Here is an 18,109-nt window from a genome sequence, read left to right on the forward strand (position 1 = left end):
CCGTGTCCGAAGTGGACACCGAGTCCGAACCGGTCGCGGCCCCTCGTCCGCGCCGCGGCCCGGCGAGCCTGGTCCGCAAAGCCGCTTGGCTCGCGCTGCTGGTCGTCCTGCTCGCCCTGCCGTTGTACCTCGACGCGGCCTGGCTGAAGGCCGGGCAGTACATGATGATCGGCGCGGTGGGCGCGATCGGGCTGACCTTGGTGGTCGGGCAGGCCGGGCAGCTTTCCCTGGCCCACGCGTTCTTCCTGCTCGCCGGCGGTACCGCCTACACCGTCCTGTCCGGACCGATCGGCGACGACCGGGTGGTCGGCTTCGGCCTCGATCCCGGCCTCTCGCTGCTGGGTGCGGTGGTCGTCGCGGCCCTGCTCGGGCTGGCCTTCGCCCCGGTCGCCGGTCGGTTGCGCGGCATCTACCTCGGCGTCGCCTCACTGGCGCTGGTGTTCCTGGGCCTCTACTTCGGACAGTCCGCCGAGGAGCTCACCGGCGGGACGTCGACCGGCCGCGCGCCGGCGCCGTTCTCGCTGTTCGGTTTCCCGTTCACCGACGACGGCCCCGAGATCACCCTGCTCGGCGTGCCGATCCGGCAGGCCGAGCGCATGTGGTACCTGTTCCTGCTGCTCACCGTGCTCGCGTTCGTGATCGCGCGCGGGGCCGTCCGCGGCCGGGTCGGGCGGTCGTGGCGGGCGGTGCGGGACAACGAGGCCGCGGCCGCGGTGATGGGCGTCAGCGTCATGCGCGCCAAGGCGGGCGCGTTCGCCGTCTCGTCGGCCTACGGTGGCCTCGCCGGCGCGATGACCGTGCTCTGGTTCGACATCCTCAAGCCGGACGAGAGCGAGTTCGGCACCTACGGCATCAACGTGTCGATCGCCTACCTCGCGATGGTCATCATCGGCGGCCTCGGCTCGGTCCCCGGCGCGCTGGTCGGCGCGCTGATCGTCAACGGCCTGCCGCAGGTCCTCGCCCTGTATTCGGCCGACCTGGGCTGGTTCTCCGGCACCGGCGACGGCGCGCTGACCCCGGTCCTCGTCAGCTCGTTCGTCTACGGCGCCGCGATCATCCTCGTCGTGCTGTTCGAGCCGGGCGGGCTCGCCGCGCTCGGCCGCCGGCTCACCCGTCTTCGCCGTCAACCCCCGGAGGAACCATGAAACGCACACACCTGGCGGCGGCGCTGGTGGCCGTCCTCGCGCTCTCGGCGTGCAGCACGAAGGCGAACAACTCGGGCTCGCCGGGCTCGGACAGCTCGGGGGTCAAAACCGGCAAGGGGGTGACGGCGGCCGAGGTGACGCTCGGCGTGATGACCGACAAGTCCGGCGTGTTCAAGAACCTCGGCCTCGGCGTCACGCAGGGCAACGAGCTGTGGGCCAAGGACTTCAACGCCGCCGGCGGCGTCTGCGGGCGCCAGGTGAAGCTCGAGGAGGTCGACCACGGTTACAAGGCCGACACGGCGAAGACGCTGTACCCGCAGATCGAGCCGAAGGTGCTCGGGTTCGTGCAGCTGCTGGGCTCGCCGGTGGTGGCCGCGCTGAAGCAGAACCTGGCCACCGACAAGGCCGTCGCCGCGCCGGCGTCGTGGTCGTCGGAGCTGCTGGACAACCCGTACGTGATGATCGTCGGGACGACGTACGACCTCGAGATGATCGACGGCCTGTCGTACCTGCAGGAGCAGGGCCTGATCAAGGACGGCGACACGATCGGGCACGTCTACATCGACGGCGAGTACGGCAAGAACGGCCTGCGCGGGTCGCAGTTCTACGCGAAGAAGCACAGCCTGACGGTCAAGGAAGTGAAGATCACCTCGACCGACAGCGACCTCACCAACGTCGTCACCGGGCTCAAGGGCGCCGGCGTGAAGGCGATCGCGCTGACCACCACGCCCGCCCAGACCGGGTCCGCGGTCGCGGCGAACAAGGCACTCGGGCTGAACGTGCCGGTACTGGGCAACAACCCGACCTTCGACCCGGCGCTGCTGAAGAGCCCGGCGGCCGGGGCGCTCGACAAGCTGACGGTGGTCGCGAGCAGCGTGCCGTTCTCCGCGGACCTGCCGAAGGCGAAGGACGTGGCGGCGAAGTTCAAGGCCGCGTACAAGGAGACCCCGAACGGCGGCGTCCCCTACGGCTACGCGGTGGGCGAAGTCTGGGGCGCGGTGCTGAAGAAGGCCTGCGACAACAAGGACCTCACCCGCGACGGCATCGCGGCGGCCCTGAAGCAGACGACGTCGGCGAGCACGGACAACCTGGTCGCGGCGCTCGACTTCTCCAAGCCGGGAACGCCGGCGACGCGCCAGGTGTACGCGGCCACCCCGGACGCTTCCGCCGAGGGCGGCGTCAAGTACGTCAAGCCGTTGTTCGAAGCGCCCGAGGCGAAGGAGTACGTGGCTCCGCACCAGAAGTGAGCCTTCGACCGGCCGACGCGGCCGCCTCGTGGAGCGGGGTGGTCGCGTGGGCCTCGCGCGAAAGTGTGTACAGAATCCCGTCCGTGCTCGCCCCGTAGTCCGATCGTTTTCCGGCAGCTGCGGAAGACGACGCATGAACCGCTTCCCTAGGGGTATCCGGGGGCTACCCCGGAGCGGCACGACACGCCACCCTTACGTGCACCCCTGAAATACCCGGATTCGCACGCTCGGAGGCGGAAACTGTCGGTGGTGGGGCGTCTAATGAGCACGACGGGAAGGAGGCGCCGCCATGATCACCGCATTGAACCATCGTGAGCGGGCCACATTGAGAGCCGTGGCCGGGGGCCACGCCGAGATCAGCTGCAGCTGCGAGCCCGACCTCTTCATCGACGGCCTGAGCTGCTGCGACCAGTCCACCGTGCACCGGCTCGCGCGGCTCGGCCTGATCGCACCCGCACAGCCCGGCAAGTGCGGCGAGCGCGTGCCCGCGCTGCTCACCGAGGCCGGCTCGCGCGCGCTGGGCGAGGTCTTCGCGGCCGCCGCGTAATCGCTTTGCCACACACTGGGGTCACTGACAGCATCACCTGATGCAGGTATTCCTCGAAACCGAGCGGCTGATCCTCCGCCGGTTCACCGAGAACGACGCCGATGCGCTCTTCGAACTCTACGACGACCCGGCCGTGATGAAGTACCTCAATGGGGGACGGCCGGCGGACCGCACCGAGATCGTCACACTGGATCTCCCCGCGTTCCTCGGTTACTACCAGCGTTTCCCCGGTTACGGGTTCTGGGCGGCGATCGAAAAGAGCACCGGCGACTTCCTGGGGTGGTTCCATTTCCGCCCCCGCCCGGGCGACCCGCCGGACGAGCCCGAGCTCGGCTACCGGCTGCACCGGACGGCCTGGGGCAGGGGCTACGGCACCGAAGGCTCCGCGGCACTGCTCGCCAAAGGCTTCACCGAGCTGGGGGTACGGCGCGTGACGGCGTCCACCATGGTGGTGAACGAGCGCTCGCGGCGCGTGATGGAAAAACTGGGGATGACGCTCGTCCGCACCTACTTCGAGGAGTTCCCGGAGCACGAACGCGCGCCGGGCAGCGAGCACGGCGACGTCGAGTACGGCATCACCCGCGAGGAGTGGCTCGCGAGCGCCGCGTCCGGCGCTCACGAGCCCCCCGATCAGCGGTAGACCTCGAACTCGTAGATCCGTGACGCACCGTTGCCGTCGTTGGCCGGGGTGGTGACGTTCAGCTTCACGTACCGCGCCGACCGGGTGGTGATCGGGTGGTACGTGCGGCTGGCCCGGGACCCGGTCACGGAAGCGACCGTCGTCCACGCTGAGCCGTCGGTGGACGTCTGGATCGTGAAAGCGCCGGTGTTCCAGGCCGTGGTTTCGCCGCCGAGGCCGGCGTGCTTGACCACGAACGCGGACACGTTCTGCGCCGACCCGAGGTCGACCTGCAGGAACTTCGTCGCGGCGGCGGTGCAGAACTTGCTGTTGCCCGCCAGGCTGCCGTCGACCGCGTTGGCCGCACCCTCGGCCGAGTTGCACGTCGCCGAACCCGTGGCCGCCTTGCCCAGCGCCAGGTTCGTCCCGAGCTCCGGCGCGGCGGCCGGCGGGGTGAACCCGTCGTTGTACGACGGCGGGACGTCCGACACGTTCGTGCCCCAGCCGCTCGGCGACGAGCCCATCGTGTAACTCAGCGTGGACGCGCCCGCGATGTCGCCGTAGCGGATCCACGACTTCGTCGTCGAGACGCCGTTGACGCTCAGGCTCTGCACGTACTGGGCACCCTGGCCGGCACCGGTGCCGGTGATCCGGATGGTCCCGCTCGGCCGGACGATCGACACCGACGGGAACAGCGGGCCGTGCAGGGCCAGCACGTCCGCGCCCGGCGTCGCCGGGTACATCCCCAGCGCGGCGAAGACGTACCACGCCGAGGTGGCGCCGAGGTCGTCGTTGCCGGGCTCGCCGCCCGCGCCGGTGGTGAACGACTCGTTCATCACGCGCCGCACCGCGGAGCTGGTGCCCTGCGGGTGGGCGGCGTAGTTGTACGCCCACGGCACGCCGTGCTCCGGCTCGTTGCCGATGTAGAAGTACGGCTGGGTGAGGCCGCCGTTGAGCTGGGTGAAGTGGTGGTCGAGCCGCTGCACGGCGGTCTGGCGGCCACCCATCAGGTTGATCACGCCCTGGTAGTTGTAGGGCACCATCCAGGTGTACTGCGAGGGGTTGCCCTCGGTGTAGCCGCTGTTGCTCGACGGCACGACCGGCCACGCCCAGTTCCCGTCACTGCCCCGCGGCTGGATGTAGCCGGAATCGGGGCCGAACACGTTCTGCCACCACTGGGCCCGCTGCATGTACGTGTTGTACTTCGTGGTGTCGCCGACCGCCTTCGCGAACTGCGCCACCGCGAAGTCGGACGCCGAGTACTCGAGCGAGTCCGACGGGTCTTCGTAGACGTAGTGCCGGCTGAGGTAGCCGCTTTCCCGGCCGCGGATCGCCTGCCCCTGCGTGGTGCCGCCGCCGGCGCTCTTGTCCATCAGCGTCAACGCCGCCGCGGTGTCGAAGCCGCGCACCCCGAAGGCGTACATGCTGCCGACGATGATCGGCCCCGGGTCACCGGTCATCACGAAGTGCTCGTTGCTGTTGTGCGACCACTTGGGCAGCAACCCACCCTGCTGGCCGTCCAGCACCATCGACTTCGCGATGTCGCTCGCTTCGTTCGGCGCGAGCAGCCCGATCAGCGCGGCCCACGAGCGGTAGATGTCCCAGCCGGAGTAGTTCTGGTAGACGGTGTGGGAAGCGGTGTGCACCGCCTGGTCGAACCCGCGGTACTGGCCGTTCGTGTCGCTGGCGATGTTCGGGTTCTGGAAGACGTGGTACAGCGCCGTGTAGAACTTCTGCAGGTCCGCGGCGGCGCCACCGGTCACCTGGACGCGGTTGAGGATGGTGTTCCAGCTCGTGTCGGCCGCGGCCCGGACCCCGGCGAAGTCGAAGCCGGGGTTCTCGGCGGCGAGGTTCGCCTGCGCGTTGGCCAGGCTGACGAACGAAATGCCGACCTTCGCCTGGACCGTGGTGTTGCTCGAGGTGTCGAAGGTGACGTACCCGCCGGAGTTCGTGCCGCTGGTGCTCGCGGAACCGGCGGTCACGGTGCCGCCGAGCCAGGTGCCGAACCCGCTGGGCGCGCGGTCGAACTGGATGACGTAGAAGATCTGGTAGGTCTTCGACGAGCCGCAGAACCCGCCGCCGGTCACCGAACCGGTGAGCTGGCTGCCGTTGATGCTGATCGACCCGCTGCGGCTGCCGGTGGCGCTGCGGCTGGTGTTCACGAGCAGCCGCGCGGACGTCGTGCCGGGGTAGGTCAGCTTCATGAAGCCGGACCGCTGCGTGGCCGAGAGCTCCACCGTCGTGTTGTAGGTGTCGAGCTTGTTCTTGTAGTAGCCGGGCGCGGCCGACTCGTTCTCCTTGGTGTAGTGGCCCGCGTACCCGGTCCAGCCGGTGCCCGGCGAGGTCCCGATCGCGCCGGTGATCGGCAGCAGGCCGAGGTCTTCGTTGTTGGCGCAGCCGGCCCCGTTGAAGTGGGTGAGGCTGAACTCCTCGATGCTGCTGTCGCTGTACCGGTAACCGGACGGGGACGCGGTCGGCGTGTCCGGGCTGAACTGCACCATGCCGAACGGCACGACCGCACCCGGGTAGGTGCTGCCGCCGGCGCCGCCGGGCACCGGGTTGGGCGAGTTGCTGTTGTCGGTGCCGATGAAGGGATTCACGTACTGCGTGAGGGCGAGCGTCGCGGCGCCGGCCGCCGGGGCGGCGAGCCCCGCTCCCAGCAGAACCGCGGCGAACGCGACCGCGAACACCCGGCCGGCCAATGGTCTGGACATGACCCTTCCTCTCCTTGTCGCACCTTCCGCCGGGCGACATCGTTGTCGGGCAAGCAGAACGAGTGATGACAACGTTGTCAGCGCGGCTTGCGCCGCGTCGTCAACGTCCAGGGGGATCGAAGTGGTACCGGAACTCGGTGGCAGGACATGGTGGCACGGCAGGACCCGCCGGCGGAAGCACCGAAAGTTCGTTGTGCGCCAACCGGTTCCGCGACCGGACCACTCAGGGTCGGTGGACCACCCGGCCGGCCGCAGACGCCTTGAATGACTCATTCATGTCGTCGGACGCCAGGAATGAGTCATTCAAGACCTTTGCCGGGGCGCCTGGCCACCCAGTGGTCGCCGAGCGGGGTCGTGGCCGCTTCGCCGTTCGTCAGATCCGCGAGCCAGCCCGCGAACGCCGGAGCCTCGCCCGGAGCCAGGCCGACCTCGAAGCGAGCCAGCTCGTCGAAGCGCGTCGCGCGGAGCAAGTACGGAGATGCGCGCAGGTCGTTCTCCAGCCGGCCCGCGCGGTCGTAGCTCACCGCCACCTCGACGAGACTGAGACGCCGGTGTTCTAGTACACCAACAGCTTCCACAGCGTCCGAAACGGACTGACCGTACGCGCGGATCAACCCGCCCGCGCCGAGCAGCACCCCGCCGAAGTACCGCGTCACCACCGCGACCGTGTCGGTCAGCTCGCGACGGCGCAGCACTTCCAGCATCGGCGTGCCCGCGGTACCCGCCGGCTCACCGTCGTCGCTGGACCGCTGCGTCCGCCCGTCCGGGCCGAGGACGAAGGCGTGACAGTGGTGCCGTGCACCCGGTTCCGCGCGTCGGCGGGCCGCGATGAACTCCCGCGCAGCCTCTTCCGACGGCACCGGAGCGAGCGCGCAGAGGAACCGGGAGCGCTTGATCTCGATCTCGTGGACGCTCGTCCGAGCCACGGAGAGATAACGATCAGTCATCGGCCAAGTCCGCCATGCACCCAGCTTGCCACCCCGGACCGGGGGTACCACGGCCGCCCTGGACCACTTCGGACAGACGTTTCCGCAGGTCAGAGGCGTAATTGCCCGCTCTGCGGGAGAGTCAGCCCGGCATATGGGACTACCCCGTGACTCGTCAACGCAAGCGTGGCATTTCCCACCCGGGCGCAACGACGTATGTCGATAACAGCGAATTCACACTATCGTCATAAGACCCGGCGAACCCGGGAGTAACACCGCGCGCTCCGGACGGCCCCCACCACCTTGGCCGGCTTGTGCGCGCTTGCAGCACCCGACATGTTCGGCTGCCCAGCGTTGTGCGGCCTCCCAGATGATCCGCGTCCGGTTTCCGGCGTCACCAGGCCAGCAGCGACGCCCGGCCGGTGCCTCGCGGCATCTTGCACGTGCACACACCAACGCCGACAACAGCCACTGTTCTCGACTGACCATCGCGATCCCGGACCACTTCGTTAACCGGTTCAGCTCGAACCACTCGATGAGGTGAGTACCGGCCGCGCCAACGCCTTGGGAGGCGGCCAGCCGTGACCCACCGTGCCAGTTCCCTGCCCCCGTCCGGGGAGCAGCTCAGCAACGCCGAGGCCGCGGGCCTCTACCGGAGCGACTACGAACACGACGCCTGCGGTGTCGCCTTCGTCGCCGACCTGACCGGGCGCCGAGATCATGCGATCGTCGCCAAGGCTTTGGTTGCGTTGCGCAATCTGGAACACCGCGGGGCTCGTGGCGCCGAACCGGACACCGGCGACGGCGCCGGGCTCCTGATCCAGATCCCGGACGAGTTCTACCGCGAGGTCGTGGACTTCGAGCTCCCCGAGCCGGGCACCTACGCCGTCGGCACGGCTTTCCTGCCGCAGGACGAAAAGCGCCGCGGCCGGGCCATGACGACCATCGAGCGCATCGCCGCCGAGGAGGACATGCGCGTCCTCGGCTGGCGCGAGCTGCCGGTGCACACCGAGCACTGCGGGCCGACCGCGGCCGAGACCATGCCGCACTTCACGCAGCTGTTCCTCACCGCGCGCCGCCCGAAGCCGGAGCACTCGGACCCGCTGCACATCGAGCGCAGCGCGTTCTGCGTCCGCAAGCGCGTGGAGCACGAGCTCGTCGACGACGACGTGTACTTCCCGTCGCTCTCCTCGCGGACGATCGTCTACAAAGGAATGCTCACCGAGCCCCAGGTCGAGCGGTTCTTCGCCGACCTGACCGACGAGCGCGTCACCAGCGCCATCGGGCTGGTGCACTCCCGCTTCTCCACCAACACCTTCCCGTCGTGGCCGCTGGCCCACCCGTACCGGTACGTGGCGCACAACGGCGAGATCAACACGCTGCGCGGCAACCGCAACTGGATGGACGCCCGCGAGGCGCTGCTGGAGACCGACCTGATCCCGGGCGACCTCAAGCGCGTCTACCCGGTGATCACCCGCGGCGCCAGCGACTCGGCGAGCTTCGACGAGGTCCTGGAGCTGCTGCACCTCGGCGGCCGCTCGCTGCCCCACGCCGTCCTGATGATGATCCCGGAGGCCTGGGAGAACCACCAGGAGATGGACCCGGCGCGACGCGCCTTCTACGAGTTCCACTCGACGCTGATGGAGCCGTGGGACGGCCCGGCGCTGGTCGCCTTCACCGACGGTTCGCAGATCGGGGCGGTCCTCGACCGCAACGGCCTGCGCCCCGGCCGGTACTGGGTGACCGACGACGGCCTCGTCGTGCTCGCCTCCGAGGTCGGCGTGCTCGACATCGACCCGGCGACGATCGTCCGGAAGGGACGCCTCGAGCCCGGCCGGATGTTCCTCGTGGACACCGTCGAAGGCCGGATCATCGAGGACGAAGAGGTCAAAACCGAACTGGCCACCGCCCACCCGTACGACGAGTGGGTCGAGGCCGGGCTGCTCCAGCTGGAGGACCTGCCGGAGCGCGACCGCGAGGTCCCGCTGCACGCCGCGCTCGTCCGCCGCCAGCAGGCGTTCGGCTACACCGAGGAAGAGCTCGAGGCCATCCTCGAGCCGATGGCCCGCACCGGCGCGGAGCCGATCGGCTCGATGGGCAACGACTCGCCGCTCGCGACGCTCTCGAGCCGCCCGCGGCTGATCTTCGACTACTTCATCCAGCTGTTCGCCCAGGTGACGAACCCGCCGCTGGACGCCATCCGCGAGGAGCTCGTCACCGCGCTCGGCACCCAGATCGGCGCCGAGCCGAACCTCCTGCTCGGCGACGCCGCGAGCTGCCGCCGGATCGCGCTGCCGTTCCCGGTGCTCGACAACGACCAGCTCGCCAAGCTGGTGCACGTCAACGACGACGGCGACCTGCCGGAGTTCCAGGCGGTCACCGTGCTCGGCCGGTACAACGTGCACGGCGGCGGCGAGGCGCTGATCAAGCGGCTGGACGAGATCCGCGCCGAGGTGTCCGAGGCGATCGAGGACGGCGCCCGGCTGATCGTGCTGTCCGACCGCGGGGTCGACGAGCACCACGCGCCGATCCCCTCGCTGCTGCTGACCGGCGCGGTGCACCACCACCTCGTCCGCGAGAAGACGCGCACGCAGGTCGGCCTCATCGTCGAGGCCGGCGACGCGCGCGAGGTGCACCACATCGCGCTGCTCATCGGCTACGGCGTCGCCGCGGTGAACCCGTACCTGGCGATGGCCACCGTCGAGGAGATGGCCCACCAGGGCCTGATCCCGGGCGTGACGCCGAAGCAGGCGACGCAGAACCTGATCAAGGCGCTCGGCAAGGGCGTCCGCAAGACGATGTCGAAGATGGGCGTTTCGACCGTCGCGTCCTACACCGGCGCGCAGATCTTCGAGGCGATCGGGCTCGGCGAAGAGGTCATCGAGAACTGCTTCACCGGCACGACGTCCCGCCTCGGCGGCGTCGGCTTCGAGACGCTCGCCGACGAGGTCGCGAAGCGGCACAAGTACGCCTTCCCGGCCGACGGCGTCCGGGCCGCCCACCGCGAGCTCGAAACGGGCGCGGACTACCAGTGGCGCCGCGAGGGCGAGCCGCACCTGTTCAACCCGCAGACGGTGTTCAAGCTCCAGCACTCCACGCGGGCCGGGAAGTACGACGTCTTCAAGGAGTACACGAAGGCCGTCGACGACCAGGCCGAGAAGCTGCTGACGCTGCGCGGGCTGTTCGACTTCAAGTACGGCAAGCGGGCGCCGGTGCCGATCGACGAGGTCGAACCGGTTTCGGAGATCGTCAAGCGGTTCGCCACCGGCGCCATCTCCTACGGCTCGATCTCGATGGAGATGCACCAGACCCTCGCCATCGCGATGAACCGCCTCGGCGGGAAGTCCAACACCGGCGAAGGCGGCGAAGATGCGGAGCGGCTGTACGACCCGGAGCGGCGTAGCGCCGTGAAGCAGGTCGCGTCCGGCCGGTTCGGCGTCACGAGCGAGTACCTCGTCAACGCCGACGACATCCAGATCAAGATGGCGCAGGGCGCGAAGCCCGGCGAGGGCGGGCAGCTGCCCGGCGCGAAGGTGTACCCGTGGATCGCGAAGACGCGGTTCTCGACGCCGGGCGTCGGCCTGATTTCGCCGCCGCCGCACCACGACATCTACTCGATCGAAGACCTCGCCCAGCTGATCCACGACCTGAAGAACGCCAACCCGAACGCGCGCATCCACGTGAAGCTCGTGTCCGAGGTCGGCGTCGGGACGGTCGCCGCGGGTGTGTCCAAGGCGCACGCGGACGTCGTGCTCATCTCGGGCCACGACGGCGGGACCGGCGCTTCGCCGCTGTCGTCCATCAAGCACGCCGGCGGCCCGTGGGAGCTCGGCCTGGCCGAGACGCAGCAGACGCTGCTGGCCAACCGGCTGCGCGACCGGATCGTCGTGCAGACCGACGGCCAGCTCAAGACCGGCCGCGACGTGATCATCGCGGCGCTGCTCGGCGCCGAGGAGTTCGGCTTCGCGACCGCGCCGCTGGTGGTGTCGGGCTGCATCATGATGCGCGTCTGCCACCTCGACACCTGCCCGGTGGGTGTCGCGACGCAGAACCCGAAGCTGCGCGAGAAGTTCAGCGGCAAGGCCGAGTACGTCGTCAACTTCTTCGAGTTCATCGCCCAGGAAGTCCGGGAGTACCTGGCGGAGCTGGGTTTCCGGTCGATCGCCGAGGCCGTCGGGCACGCCGAGTTCCTCGACAAGCGCAAGGCGGTCGAGCACTGGAAGGCGGCCGGGCTCGACCTGTCGCCGATCTTCCACGTGCCCGACGTGGCCCCGGCCGGGCTGCGCCTGCAGCAGACGAAGCAGGACCACGGCCTCGAGAAGGCCTTGGACAACACGCTGATCCAGCTGGCCGAGGGTGCGTTGAACTCCGGCGACAAGGTGCGGCTGGAACTGCCCGTCCGCAACGTGAACCGGACCGTCGGCACCATGCTCGGCTCGGAGCTGACCAAGCGGTGGGGCGGCGAAGGGCTGCCGGACGACACCATCGACGTCACCTTCACCGGGACGGCAGGCCAGTCGTTCGGCGCGTTCGTGCCGAAGGGCATCACGCTGCGGCTCTACGGCGACGGCAACGACTACGTCGGCAAGGGCCTCTCCGGCGGACGGCTGATCGTGCGGCCGCCGCGGGAAGCGCAGTACACCGCCGAAGAGCAGATCATCGCCGGCAACGTCATCGGCTACGGCGCGACCAGCGGCGAGATCTTCATCCGCGGCAAGGTCGGCGAGCGGTTCTGCGTGCGCAACTCGGGCGCGCTGGCCGTCGTCGAAGGCGTCGGCGACCACGGCGGCGAGTACATGACCGGCGGCCGGATGGTCGTGCTCGGCCCGATCGGGCGCAACTTCGCGGCCGGCATGTCCGGCGGCATCGCCTACGTGCTGGACCTGCCCGCGCACCGCGTCAACCCGGAGATGGTCGACCTCGACCCGCTCGACTCCGAGGACGCGGACTTCCTGCGCGAAACGCTGGAAAAGCACTACAACGAAACAGAATCCGCGGTCGCGCGGGAACTGCTGGCCGACTGGGACGCGGGCGTCGACCGCTTCGGGAAGGTCATGCCGAAGGACTACAAGCGCGTGCTCGCCGCCCAGGTGCAGGCCGAGCGCGACGGGCGCGACGTGAACGAGGCGATCATGGAGGCCGCACATGGCTGACCCCAAGGGCTTTCTGACCACCACCCGCGAAGAGCCGAAGCGGCGTCCGGTCGACCTGCGGCTGATGGACTGGCGAGAGGTCTACGAAGACTTCGCCACGACGAAGCTGCAGAAGCAGGCCGGCCGGTGCATGGACTGCGGCATCCCGTTCTGCCACCAGGGCTGCCCGCTGGGGAACCTCATCCCCGAGTGGAACACGCTGACCTGGCGCGAGGACTGGCAGCAGGCCATCGAACGGCTGCACGCGACGAACAACTTCCCGGAGTTCACCGGGACGTTGTGCCCGGCACCCTGCGAAACCGCGTGCGTGCTCGGGATCAACGACGACCCGGTGACGATCAAGCGGGTCGAGATCTCGATCATCGACCGGGCCTTCGACGAGGGCTGGGTGACACCGCAGCTGCCCATTGCCCTCACAGGCAAGAAGGTCGCGGTCGTCGGGTCCGGGCCGTCGGGTCTTGCCGCGGCGCAGCAGCTGACGCGCGCGGGCCACAGCGTCGTGGTCCTCGAGCGGGCCGACAAGATCGGCGGGCTGCTGCGCTACGGCATCCCCGAGTTCAAGATGGAGAAGTCGCGCCTCGACCGGCGGCTCGACCAGATGCGCGCCGAGGGGACGGAGTTCCGGACGTCGGTGAACGTCGGTGTGGACATCTCCGCCGCCGAGCTCCGGTCGTCCTACGACGCCGTGGTGCTGGCCGGTGGCGCGACCGACTGGCGCGACCTGCCGATCCCCGGCCGGGAACTGGCCGGCATCCACCAGGCGATGGAGTTCCTCCCGCCGGCCAACCGGGTCGCTTCGGGGGATCTCGAGTCGTCTCCCTTCGACGCCGCGGGCCTGGACGTCGTGGTCATCGGTGGCGGCGACACGGGCGCGGACTGCGTCGGGACATCGCACCGCCAGGGCGCGCGTTCGGTGACGCAGCTGGAGATCATGCCCAAGCCGCCCGAGGCGCGATCGGACGCGCACCCGTGGCCGACGTACCCGATGATCTACCGGGTGTCCTCGGCGCACGAAGAAGGCGGCGAGCGGCTCTACGCGGTGAACACGCAGGAGTTCCTGGGTGACGCCGACGGCCGCGTGCGCGCGCTGAAGCTGGTCGAGGTGCGCAACGAGGGCGGCAAGTTCGTCCCGGTGCCCGGTTCGGAACGCGAGCTGCCGGCGCAGCTGGTCCTGCTGGCGATGGGCTTCCTCGGGCCGCAGAAGAAGGGCCTCATCGAGGACCTGGGCGTCGAACTGGACGCGCGCGGCAACGTGGCGCGCGACAAGGCGTTCAAGACGAGCTTGGACAACGTGTTCGTGGCCGGCGACATGGGCCGCGGCCAGTCCCTGATCGTCTGGGCGATCGCGGAGGGCCGCAGCGCCGCGGCCGGCGTCGACGCCTACCTGACCGGCCGCGACGTCCTGCCCCGCCCGATCGCGCCGACGGACCGGCCGATCGCGTAAGACCCGGCGCCGGCGGAGGTGTCATCGTCGCCACCTCCGCCGGCGCTGTCCCACTGCTCAGCCGTAGTACCCCTGCTCGAGGTCGGCCAGCAGCCCGGGTTGCGTGGGCCGCCAGCCGAGCAGCTCCCGGGTTGTTTCCGCCGACGCCGGCTGGTCGAGCGCCAGGATCGCGCCGAGGAAGCCGAGCTCTTCGGCGGTTACCGAAGCGACCGGCAGCTTGTAGCGGCGGCCGACCACCTCGGCGACGTCTCGGATCCGCACGCCTTCGTCGCCGACCGCGTGCAGCACGGTCTTTGCCGGGGCCTGCTCCAGCGCCAGCCGGAACAGGTGGGCCGCGTCCAGGACGTGGACGGCGGGCCAGCGCTGCGTCCCGTCGCCGACGTACGCCGCGATGCCCTTCTCGCGCCCGAGGGCGACCAGCCGGGCGATGAGGCCGTGGGCATCACCTTCGCCGTGCACCGAACGCGGCAACCGGACCAGGGACGCGCGGACGCCGTGTTCCGCCGTCGCGAGGACGGCCCTGGCGATGTCCCCCCGGCCGGCCACCGGCCCCGCGAAGACGGAATCATCCTGCTCGGTCGACGCGCGGCCGGGCACCATCGGCGTCCCCGAAGCGGCGACGAAGGGCTTGCCGGCCAGCACCGCGCTCATGGCGCCGACCGCGGCCGCGTCGGTCCGGATCGCGGCGTCCATCCGGCTGAAGTCGTGGCCGAAGGCGAGGTGGACGACCCCGTCGGCGCTGTCCGCGCCCTTTTCCAGGACTTCGAGGTCGGTGAGGTCGCCGCGGAGGACGTCGGCGCCCATCGCGGCGACGGTGCCGGCCGCCTCGTCCGATCTCGCCAGCCCGAGGACTTCGTGGCCCGCGTCGAGGAGTTCGGGGACGAGGGCCCGGCCGATCCAGCCGGACGCGCCGGTGATGAACACACGCATGAGGTTCTCCCTTTGTGATGACACCTGGTGCCATCACCATAGCACCGCAATGACACCGGGTGTCATCGCCTAAGCTGGGGGCCATGAGCCGCTGGGAGCCGAACACGCGCGAGCGATTGCTCGACGCCGCGCTCGACCTGTTCGGCGAGCGGGGCTACGACAGCGTGACGGTCGCCGAAATCACCGAGCGGGCCGGGCTGACCAAGCGGACGTTCTTCCGTCACTTCAGCGACAAGCGCGAAGTGCTCTTCGCGGGCCAGGAGCTGTTGAGCCGGATCTTCGCCGAGGCGATCGCGGACGCCCCGGCCTCGGCGACCCCGATGGAGGCGATCGCGGCGGCACTGACGGCCGCCACGGCCCCGTTCGGGCCGCAGCGCCGGGAGCGGGCGCGCCAGGTCAAGGCGGTGGTCGCCGGCCACCGTGACTTGCACGAGCGCGAACTGCTGAAGCTCGCGACGTTGCGGGCCGCGATGGCCGACGCCCTGCGCGCGCGAGGAGTGCCGGACCCGACGGCCGGCCTCGCCGCCGAAATCGGCGGCCTGGCGTTCACGACGGGCTTCGCCCGCTGGATCGCGCCGGGCAGCGAGCGGGCGTTCACCGAACTGGTCCGCGAGGCGCTGGACGAGCTCGTGGCGGCGACCACCACGCTCGGCTGACCCTCTTTCCGCGGGCCTTTATTTCCGGCCCGAAACTATTACACGCTCAACTTAATCTTTCGTGTGAAACCCGCAATCGGGTGGCATCGGCCGCCTGCGGCACTGCACTCTGTATTCAGGGGACCCGGTCGGCCGTGGGGGGATTCGGCCGGCCGGGTGCCCGCCGGGAGGCGGGCTTTTTCACACGGGAGGGGACCCGAAATGAGTGTCGATCTGTCCGCCACGCTGTCCTGGGCCACGGCGACCGGCGATGCCGCGACGATGCTCGGCGAACTGCAGCCGAACATCCTCAAGGCCCACGTCCGCGACCACTTGTCCGCCCTGTTCCTCGCCTTCGGCGACGCGGCGGAGGCGCGCGCTTTCCTCGTCTCGGTCACCGGGAAGATGAAGTCCGCCAAGGCACACCTCGACGAGGTGAGCGCGTTCAAGGCCGCGACCGGCGCGGGAACGCCGTACGTCGGCGTCGGGCTCACCGCGGCCGGCTACCGCGCTCTCGGCGTCGACGGAAACATGCCGCAGGACGAGGCGTTCCTGCGCGGGATGACGACACCGGACACGCGGCGGAGGCTGAACGACCCGCCGCGTTCGACGTTCGATCCGGGCTACCGCGGCGAAATCCACGCCGTCGTGCTCGTCGGGGACGCCACCGACAAAACAATGACCGCCCGCCGCAACGAAATCCTCGGCCTGCTGCCGGATTCGGCCACCGTCCTCGCGGAGGAAACCGGCCTCGGCCGCGTCAACGCGCGCGGCGAGGGTATCGAGCACTTCGGGTACGTCGACGGCCGCAGCCAGCCGCTGTTCCTGACCGAAGACGTCGACGCGGAGAAGAACAACACCGACGGCATCAACGTGTGGAATCCGGCGGCGCCGCTCGAGCAGGTGCTGGTTCCCGACACCGCGGCGCCGGATCCCGGCGTGCATTTCGGCAGCTATTTCGTATTCCGCAAATTGGAACAGAACGTCCGGCGGTTCAAGCAGGCCGAAGCGGATCTGGCCGACACCCTCGGCCTGACCGGCGAAGACCGCGAGCGGGCCGGCGCGATGATCATCGGCCGCTTCGAGGACGGCACGCCGCTGACCACGCAGCGGGAAGACGGCGCGGAAAGCCCGGTGTCGAACAACTTCACCTACGACAGCGACCGCGCCGCGCTGAAGTGCCCGGTCCAGGCGCACATCCGCAAGACGAACCCGCGCGGCTCCGGCGGCGCCGAAGACCCGGCCGCCGAGAGGCGCCACCTGATGGCCCGCCGGGGCGTCACGTACGGTGAGCGCCCGGACGACCCGAACGCCGACGTGCCGCCCGCGGCGCGGCCGAGCGGCGGCGTCGGGCTGCTGTTCATGGCCTTCAACTCACGACTGGACAACCAGTTCGAGTTCACCCAGGCGGTCTGGGCGGACAACCCGGGCTTCCCGATCGTCGACGGCGTCACGCCGGGGCTGGACCCGGTGATCGGCCAGGGCGAGCGCGGGTCGTCGGAGTACACCGTGGACTGGGGCGGCTCGGCGCAGCGGACGGCCGGCCCGGTGCCGCAGGCGGTGACGCTGCGGGGCGGCGAGTACTTCTTCATGCCGTCGCTGGCCTTCCTGCGGTCACTCTGAGCTGGGGGCGAAGGCCACCACCGGGTTCGCCCGGTGGTGGCCTTCGGAGGGCTCAGGCGTCGAGCTGGTCGAACGCCAGCAGCCCGGCGCCGAGCCGCCCGGCTTCGTCGCCCAGCTCGGCGATCCGCAGCTCCGGCATCGTCTGGAACGTCAGGTGCGCGGCCAGCCATTCGCGCACCGGCTCCAGCACGTAGTCGGCCGCGGTGAACAGGCCGCCGCCCAGGATGATCACCTCCGGGCCGAGCAGCGTCAGCAGCGTCCGGATCCCGTGGCCGAGCCCGTCGAGCGCGTCCTGGACCACGGCGACCGCGACCTCGTCCCCGCGGCGAGCCAGCTCCACGACCTCGCGGGCGCCGTCGGCCGGGCGGCCGGTGCGCTCGGTGTAGCGGCGGGCGATCGCGGCCGCCGACGAGATCGCCTCCAGGCAGCCGGTCGCGCCGCAGCCGCACTTGCCGGCGTGGCCGACGTCGATGTGCCCGACCTCGCCGGCCTGCCCGTGCGCGCGGTGGATCCGGCCGTCGAGCAGCAGCGCGGCGGCGATCCCGGTGCCGACCGGGATGAACGCCGCGTTCGTCGCGCCGCGCCCGGCGCCCACCCGGAACTCGGCGATGCCGCCCGCGGTGACGTCGTGCCCGAAGGCGACCGGCAGCCCGATCCGGTCTTCCAGGAGCTCGCCGAAGGGGACTTCACGCCAGTCGAGGTTGGCCGAGAAGTGGCAGACGCGGGTCTGCTCGTCGACGATCCCCGGCACCACCACCCCCACCGCCGCGGGTTGCCCGGTGCCCGCCTGCTCGGCCAGCGCGGCCACGATGTCCGCGGTCTGCGCGGCCAGCGCCGTCCCGTCCGCGCTGCGGGCCGTCTCCGCGCGCAATGCCGCCTTGGGCTGCAGCTGCTCGTCGAGCAACGCGGCCTTGATCGTCGTTCCGCCCACATCGAGGGCGGCCACCATTCGAGTCACCGCGGCATTGTCACATTGACGCAGCCCAAACGGCGGACCTACGCTCAACCGGCCAGACGAGGAGATTCCGGAACGCGGTGCAAGTCCGCGCGGTCGCGCCACTGTGACCCCCGACGAGGGGGAAGCCAGACCCGGATCCCTTCGTGCAGACCCCGATGAGGCCGCGAA

The 18,109-nt window shown here is 70.1% G+C and carries 12 protein-coding genes; 8 read left to right on the plus strand and 4 right to left on the minus strand.

Translation table 11 applies throughout. From position 1 onward, the window contains the following. The first annotated feature begins 2 nt into the window (after positions 1–2). From ISP_RS36095 to ISP_RS36110, 4 genes are all read left to right on the plus strand, one after another. Positions 3–1,145 (plus strand): branched-chain amino acid ABC transporter permease, encoded by a 1,143-nt coding sequence (locus ISP_RS36095; protein WP_013228793.1) that lies wholly within the window; start codon positions 3–5, stop codon positions 1,143–1,145. Further along, positions 1,142–2,392, plus strand: a complete 1,251-nt coding sequence (locus tag ISP_RS36100; RefSeq protein ID WP_013228794.1) for an ABC transporter substrate-binding protein — start codon at positions 1,142–1,144, stop codon at positions 2,390–2,392. The genes ISP_RS36095 and ISP_RS36100 overlap by 4 nt, the downstream gene beginning before the upstream one ends. Before the next feature lie 289 nt (positions 2,393–2,681). Next, positions 2,682–2,939 (plus strand): hypothetical protein, encoded by a 258-nt coding sequence (locus ISP_RS36105; RefSeq protein ID WP_176742211.1) that lies wholly within the window; start codon positions 2,682–2,684, stop codon positions 2,937–2,939. A 40-nt stretch (positions 2,940–2,979) separates the two neighbouring features. Then, on the plus strand, positions 2,980–3,579 hold the full coding sequence (locus tag ISP_RS36110) for a GNAT family N-acetyltransferase (RefSeq protein ID WP_013228796.1): 600 nt from the start codon (positions 2,980–2,982) through the stop codon (positions 3,577–3,579). On the opposite strand, the gene ISP_RS36115 is transcribed toward ISP_RS36110, so the two are convergent. Continuing rightward, positions 3,570–6,272: a GH92 family glycosyl hydrolase gene (locus ISP_RS36115; protein ID WP_013228797.1), complete on the minus strand. Its 2,703-nt coding sequence runs from the start codon at positions 6,270–6,272 to the stop codon at positions 3,570–3,572. The genes ISP_RS36110 and ISP_RS36115 overlap by 10 nt on opposite strands. A 299-nt stretch (positions 6,273–6,571) precedes the next feature. Further along, on the minus strand, positions 6,572–7,219 hold the full coding sequence (locus tag ISP_RS36120; RefSeq protein ID WP_034283908.1) for a YigZ family protein: 648 nt from the start codon (positions 7,217–7,219) through the stop codon (positions 6,572–6,574). A gap of 560 nt (positions 7,220–7,779) precedes the next feature. Between ISP_RS36120 and gltB the strand changes: the two genes are divergently transcribed. Continuing rightward, positions 7,780–12,351 (plus strand): glutamate synthase large subunit, encoded by a 4,572-nt coding sequence (gene gltB / locus ISP_RS36125; RefSeq protein WP_013228799.1) that lies wholly within the window; start codon positions 7,780–7,782, stop codon positions 12,349–12,351. After that, positions 12,344–13,795: a glutamate synthase subunit beta gene (locus tag ISP_RS36130; protein WP_013228800.1), complete on the plus strand. Its 1,452-nt coding sequence runs from the start codon at positions 12,344–12,346 to the stop codon at positions 13,793–13,795. Before gltB ends, ISP_RS36130 begins: the two co-directional genes overlap by 8 nt. A gap of 57 nt (positions 13,796–13,852) precedes the next feature. On the opposite strand, the gene ISP_RS36135 is transcribed toward ISP_RS36130, so the two are convergent. Beyond that, the gene (locus ISP_RS36135) at positions 13,853–14,725 is read right to left on the minus strand and encodes an SDR family oxidoreductase (protein WP_013228801.1); all 873 of its coding nucleotides are present in this window, start codon (positions 14,723–14,725) and stop codon (positions 13,853–13,855) included. An 83-nt stretch (positions 14,726–14,808) separates the two neighbouring features. On the opposite strand from ISP_RS36135, the gene ISP_RS36140 reads away from it, so the two are divergent. Continuing rightward, positions 14,809–15,381, plus strand: coding sequence for a TetR/AcrR family transcriptional regulator (locus ISP_RS36140; protein WP_013228802.1), 573 nt, complete (start codon positions 14,809–14,811; stop codon positions 15,379–15,381). 201 nt (positions 15,382–15,582) lie between these two features. Continuing rightward, on the plus strand, positions 15,583–16,983 hold the full coding sequence (locus tag ISP_RS36145; protein ID WP_013228803.1) for a Dyp-type peroxidase: 1,401 nt from the start codon (positions 15,583–15,585) through the stop codon (positions 16,981–16,983). Between the two features lie 52 nt (positions 16,984–17,035). Here ISP_RS36145 and ISP_RS36150 read toward each other — a convergent pair whose 3' ends face one another. Further along, complete coding sequence (locus ISP_RS36150) at positions 17,036–17,932, minus strand: ROK family protein (protein WP_013228804.1); 897 nt, start codon at positions 17,930–17,932, stop codon at positions 17,036–17,038. Positions 17,933–18,109: the final 177 nt, after the last annotated feature.

The sequence above is a fragment of the Amycolatopsis mediterranei genome, assembly GCF_026017845.1.
In the GTDB taxonomy this organism is placed as follows: domain Bacteria; phylum Actinomycetota; class Actinomycetes; order Mycobacteriales; family Pseudonocardiaceae; genus Amycolatopsis; species Amycolatopsis mediterranei.

Excerpts from the sequence above, each read along its gene's own strand:
- ISP_RS36115 (WP_013228797.1), bottom strand. The coding sequence starts at position 6,272 with ATGTCCAGACCATTGGCCGGCCGGGTGTTCGCGGTCGCGTTCGCCGCG.
- ISP_RS36135 (WP_013228801.1), bottom strand. The coding sequence starts at position 14,725 with ATGCGTGTGTTCATCACCGGCGCGTCCGGCTGGATCGGCCGGGCCCTC.
- ISP_RS36110 (WP_013228796.1), top strand. The coding sequence starts at position 2,980 with ATGCAGGTATTCCTCGAAACCGAGCGGCTGATCCTCCGCCGGTTCACC.
- ISP_RS36100 (WP_013228794.1), top strand. The coding sequence starts at position 1,142 with ATGAAACGCACACACCTGGCGGCGGCGCTGGTGGCCGTCCTCGCGCTC.
- ISP_RS36105 (WP_176742211.1), top strand. The coding sequence starts at position 2,682 with ATGATCACCGCATTGAACCATCGTGAGCGGGCCACATTGAGAGCCGTG.
- ISP_RS36145 (WP_013228803.1), top strand. The coding sequence starts at position 15,583 with ATGAGTGTCGATCTGTCCGCCACGCTGTCCTGGGCCACGGCGACCGGC.
- ISP_RS36140 (WP_013228802.1), top strand. The coding sequence starts at position 14,809 with ATGAGCCGCTGGGAGCCGAACACGCGCGAGCGATTGCTCGACGCCGCG.
- ISP_RS36150 (WP_013228804.1), bottom strand. The coding sequence starts at position 17,932 with ATGGTGGCCGCCCTCGATGTGGGCGGAACGACGATCAAGGCCGCGTTG.
- ISP_RS36130 (WP_013228800.1), top strand. The coding sequence starts at position 12,344 with ATGGCTGACCCCAAGGGCTTTCTGACCACCACCCGCGAAGAGCCGAAG.
- ISP_RS36120 (WP_034283908.1), bottom strand. The coding sequence starts at position 7,219 with ATGACTGATCGTTATCTCTCCGTGGCTCGGACGAGCGTCCACGAGATC.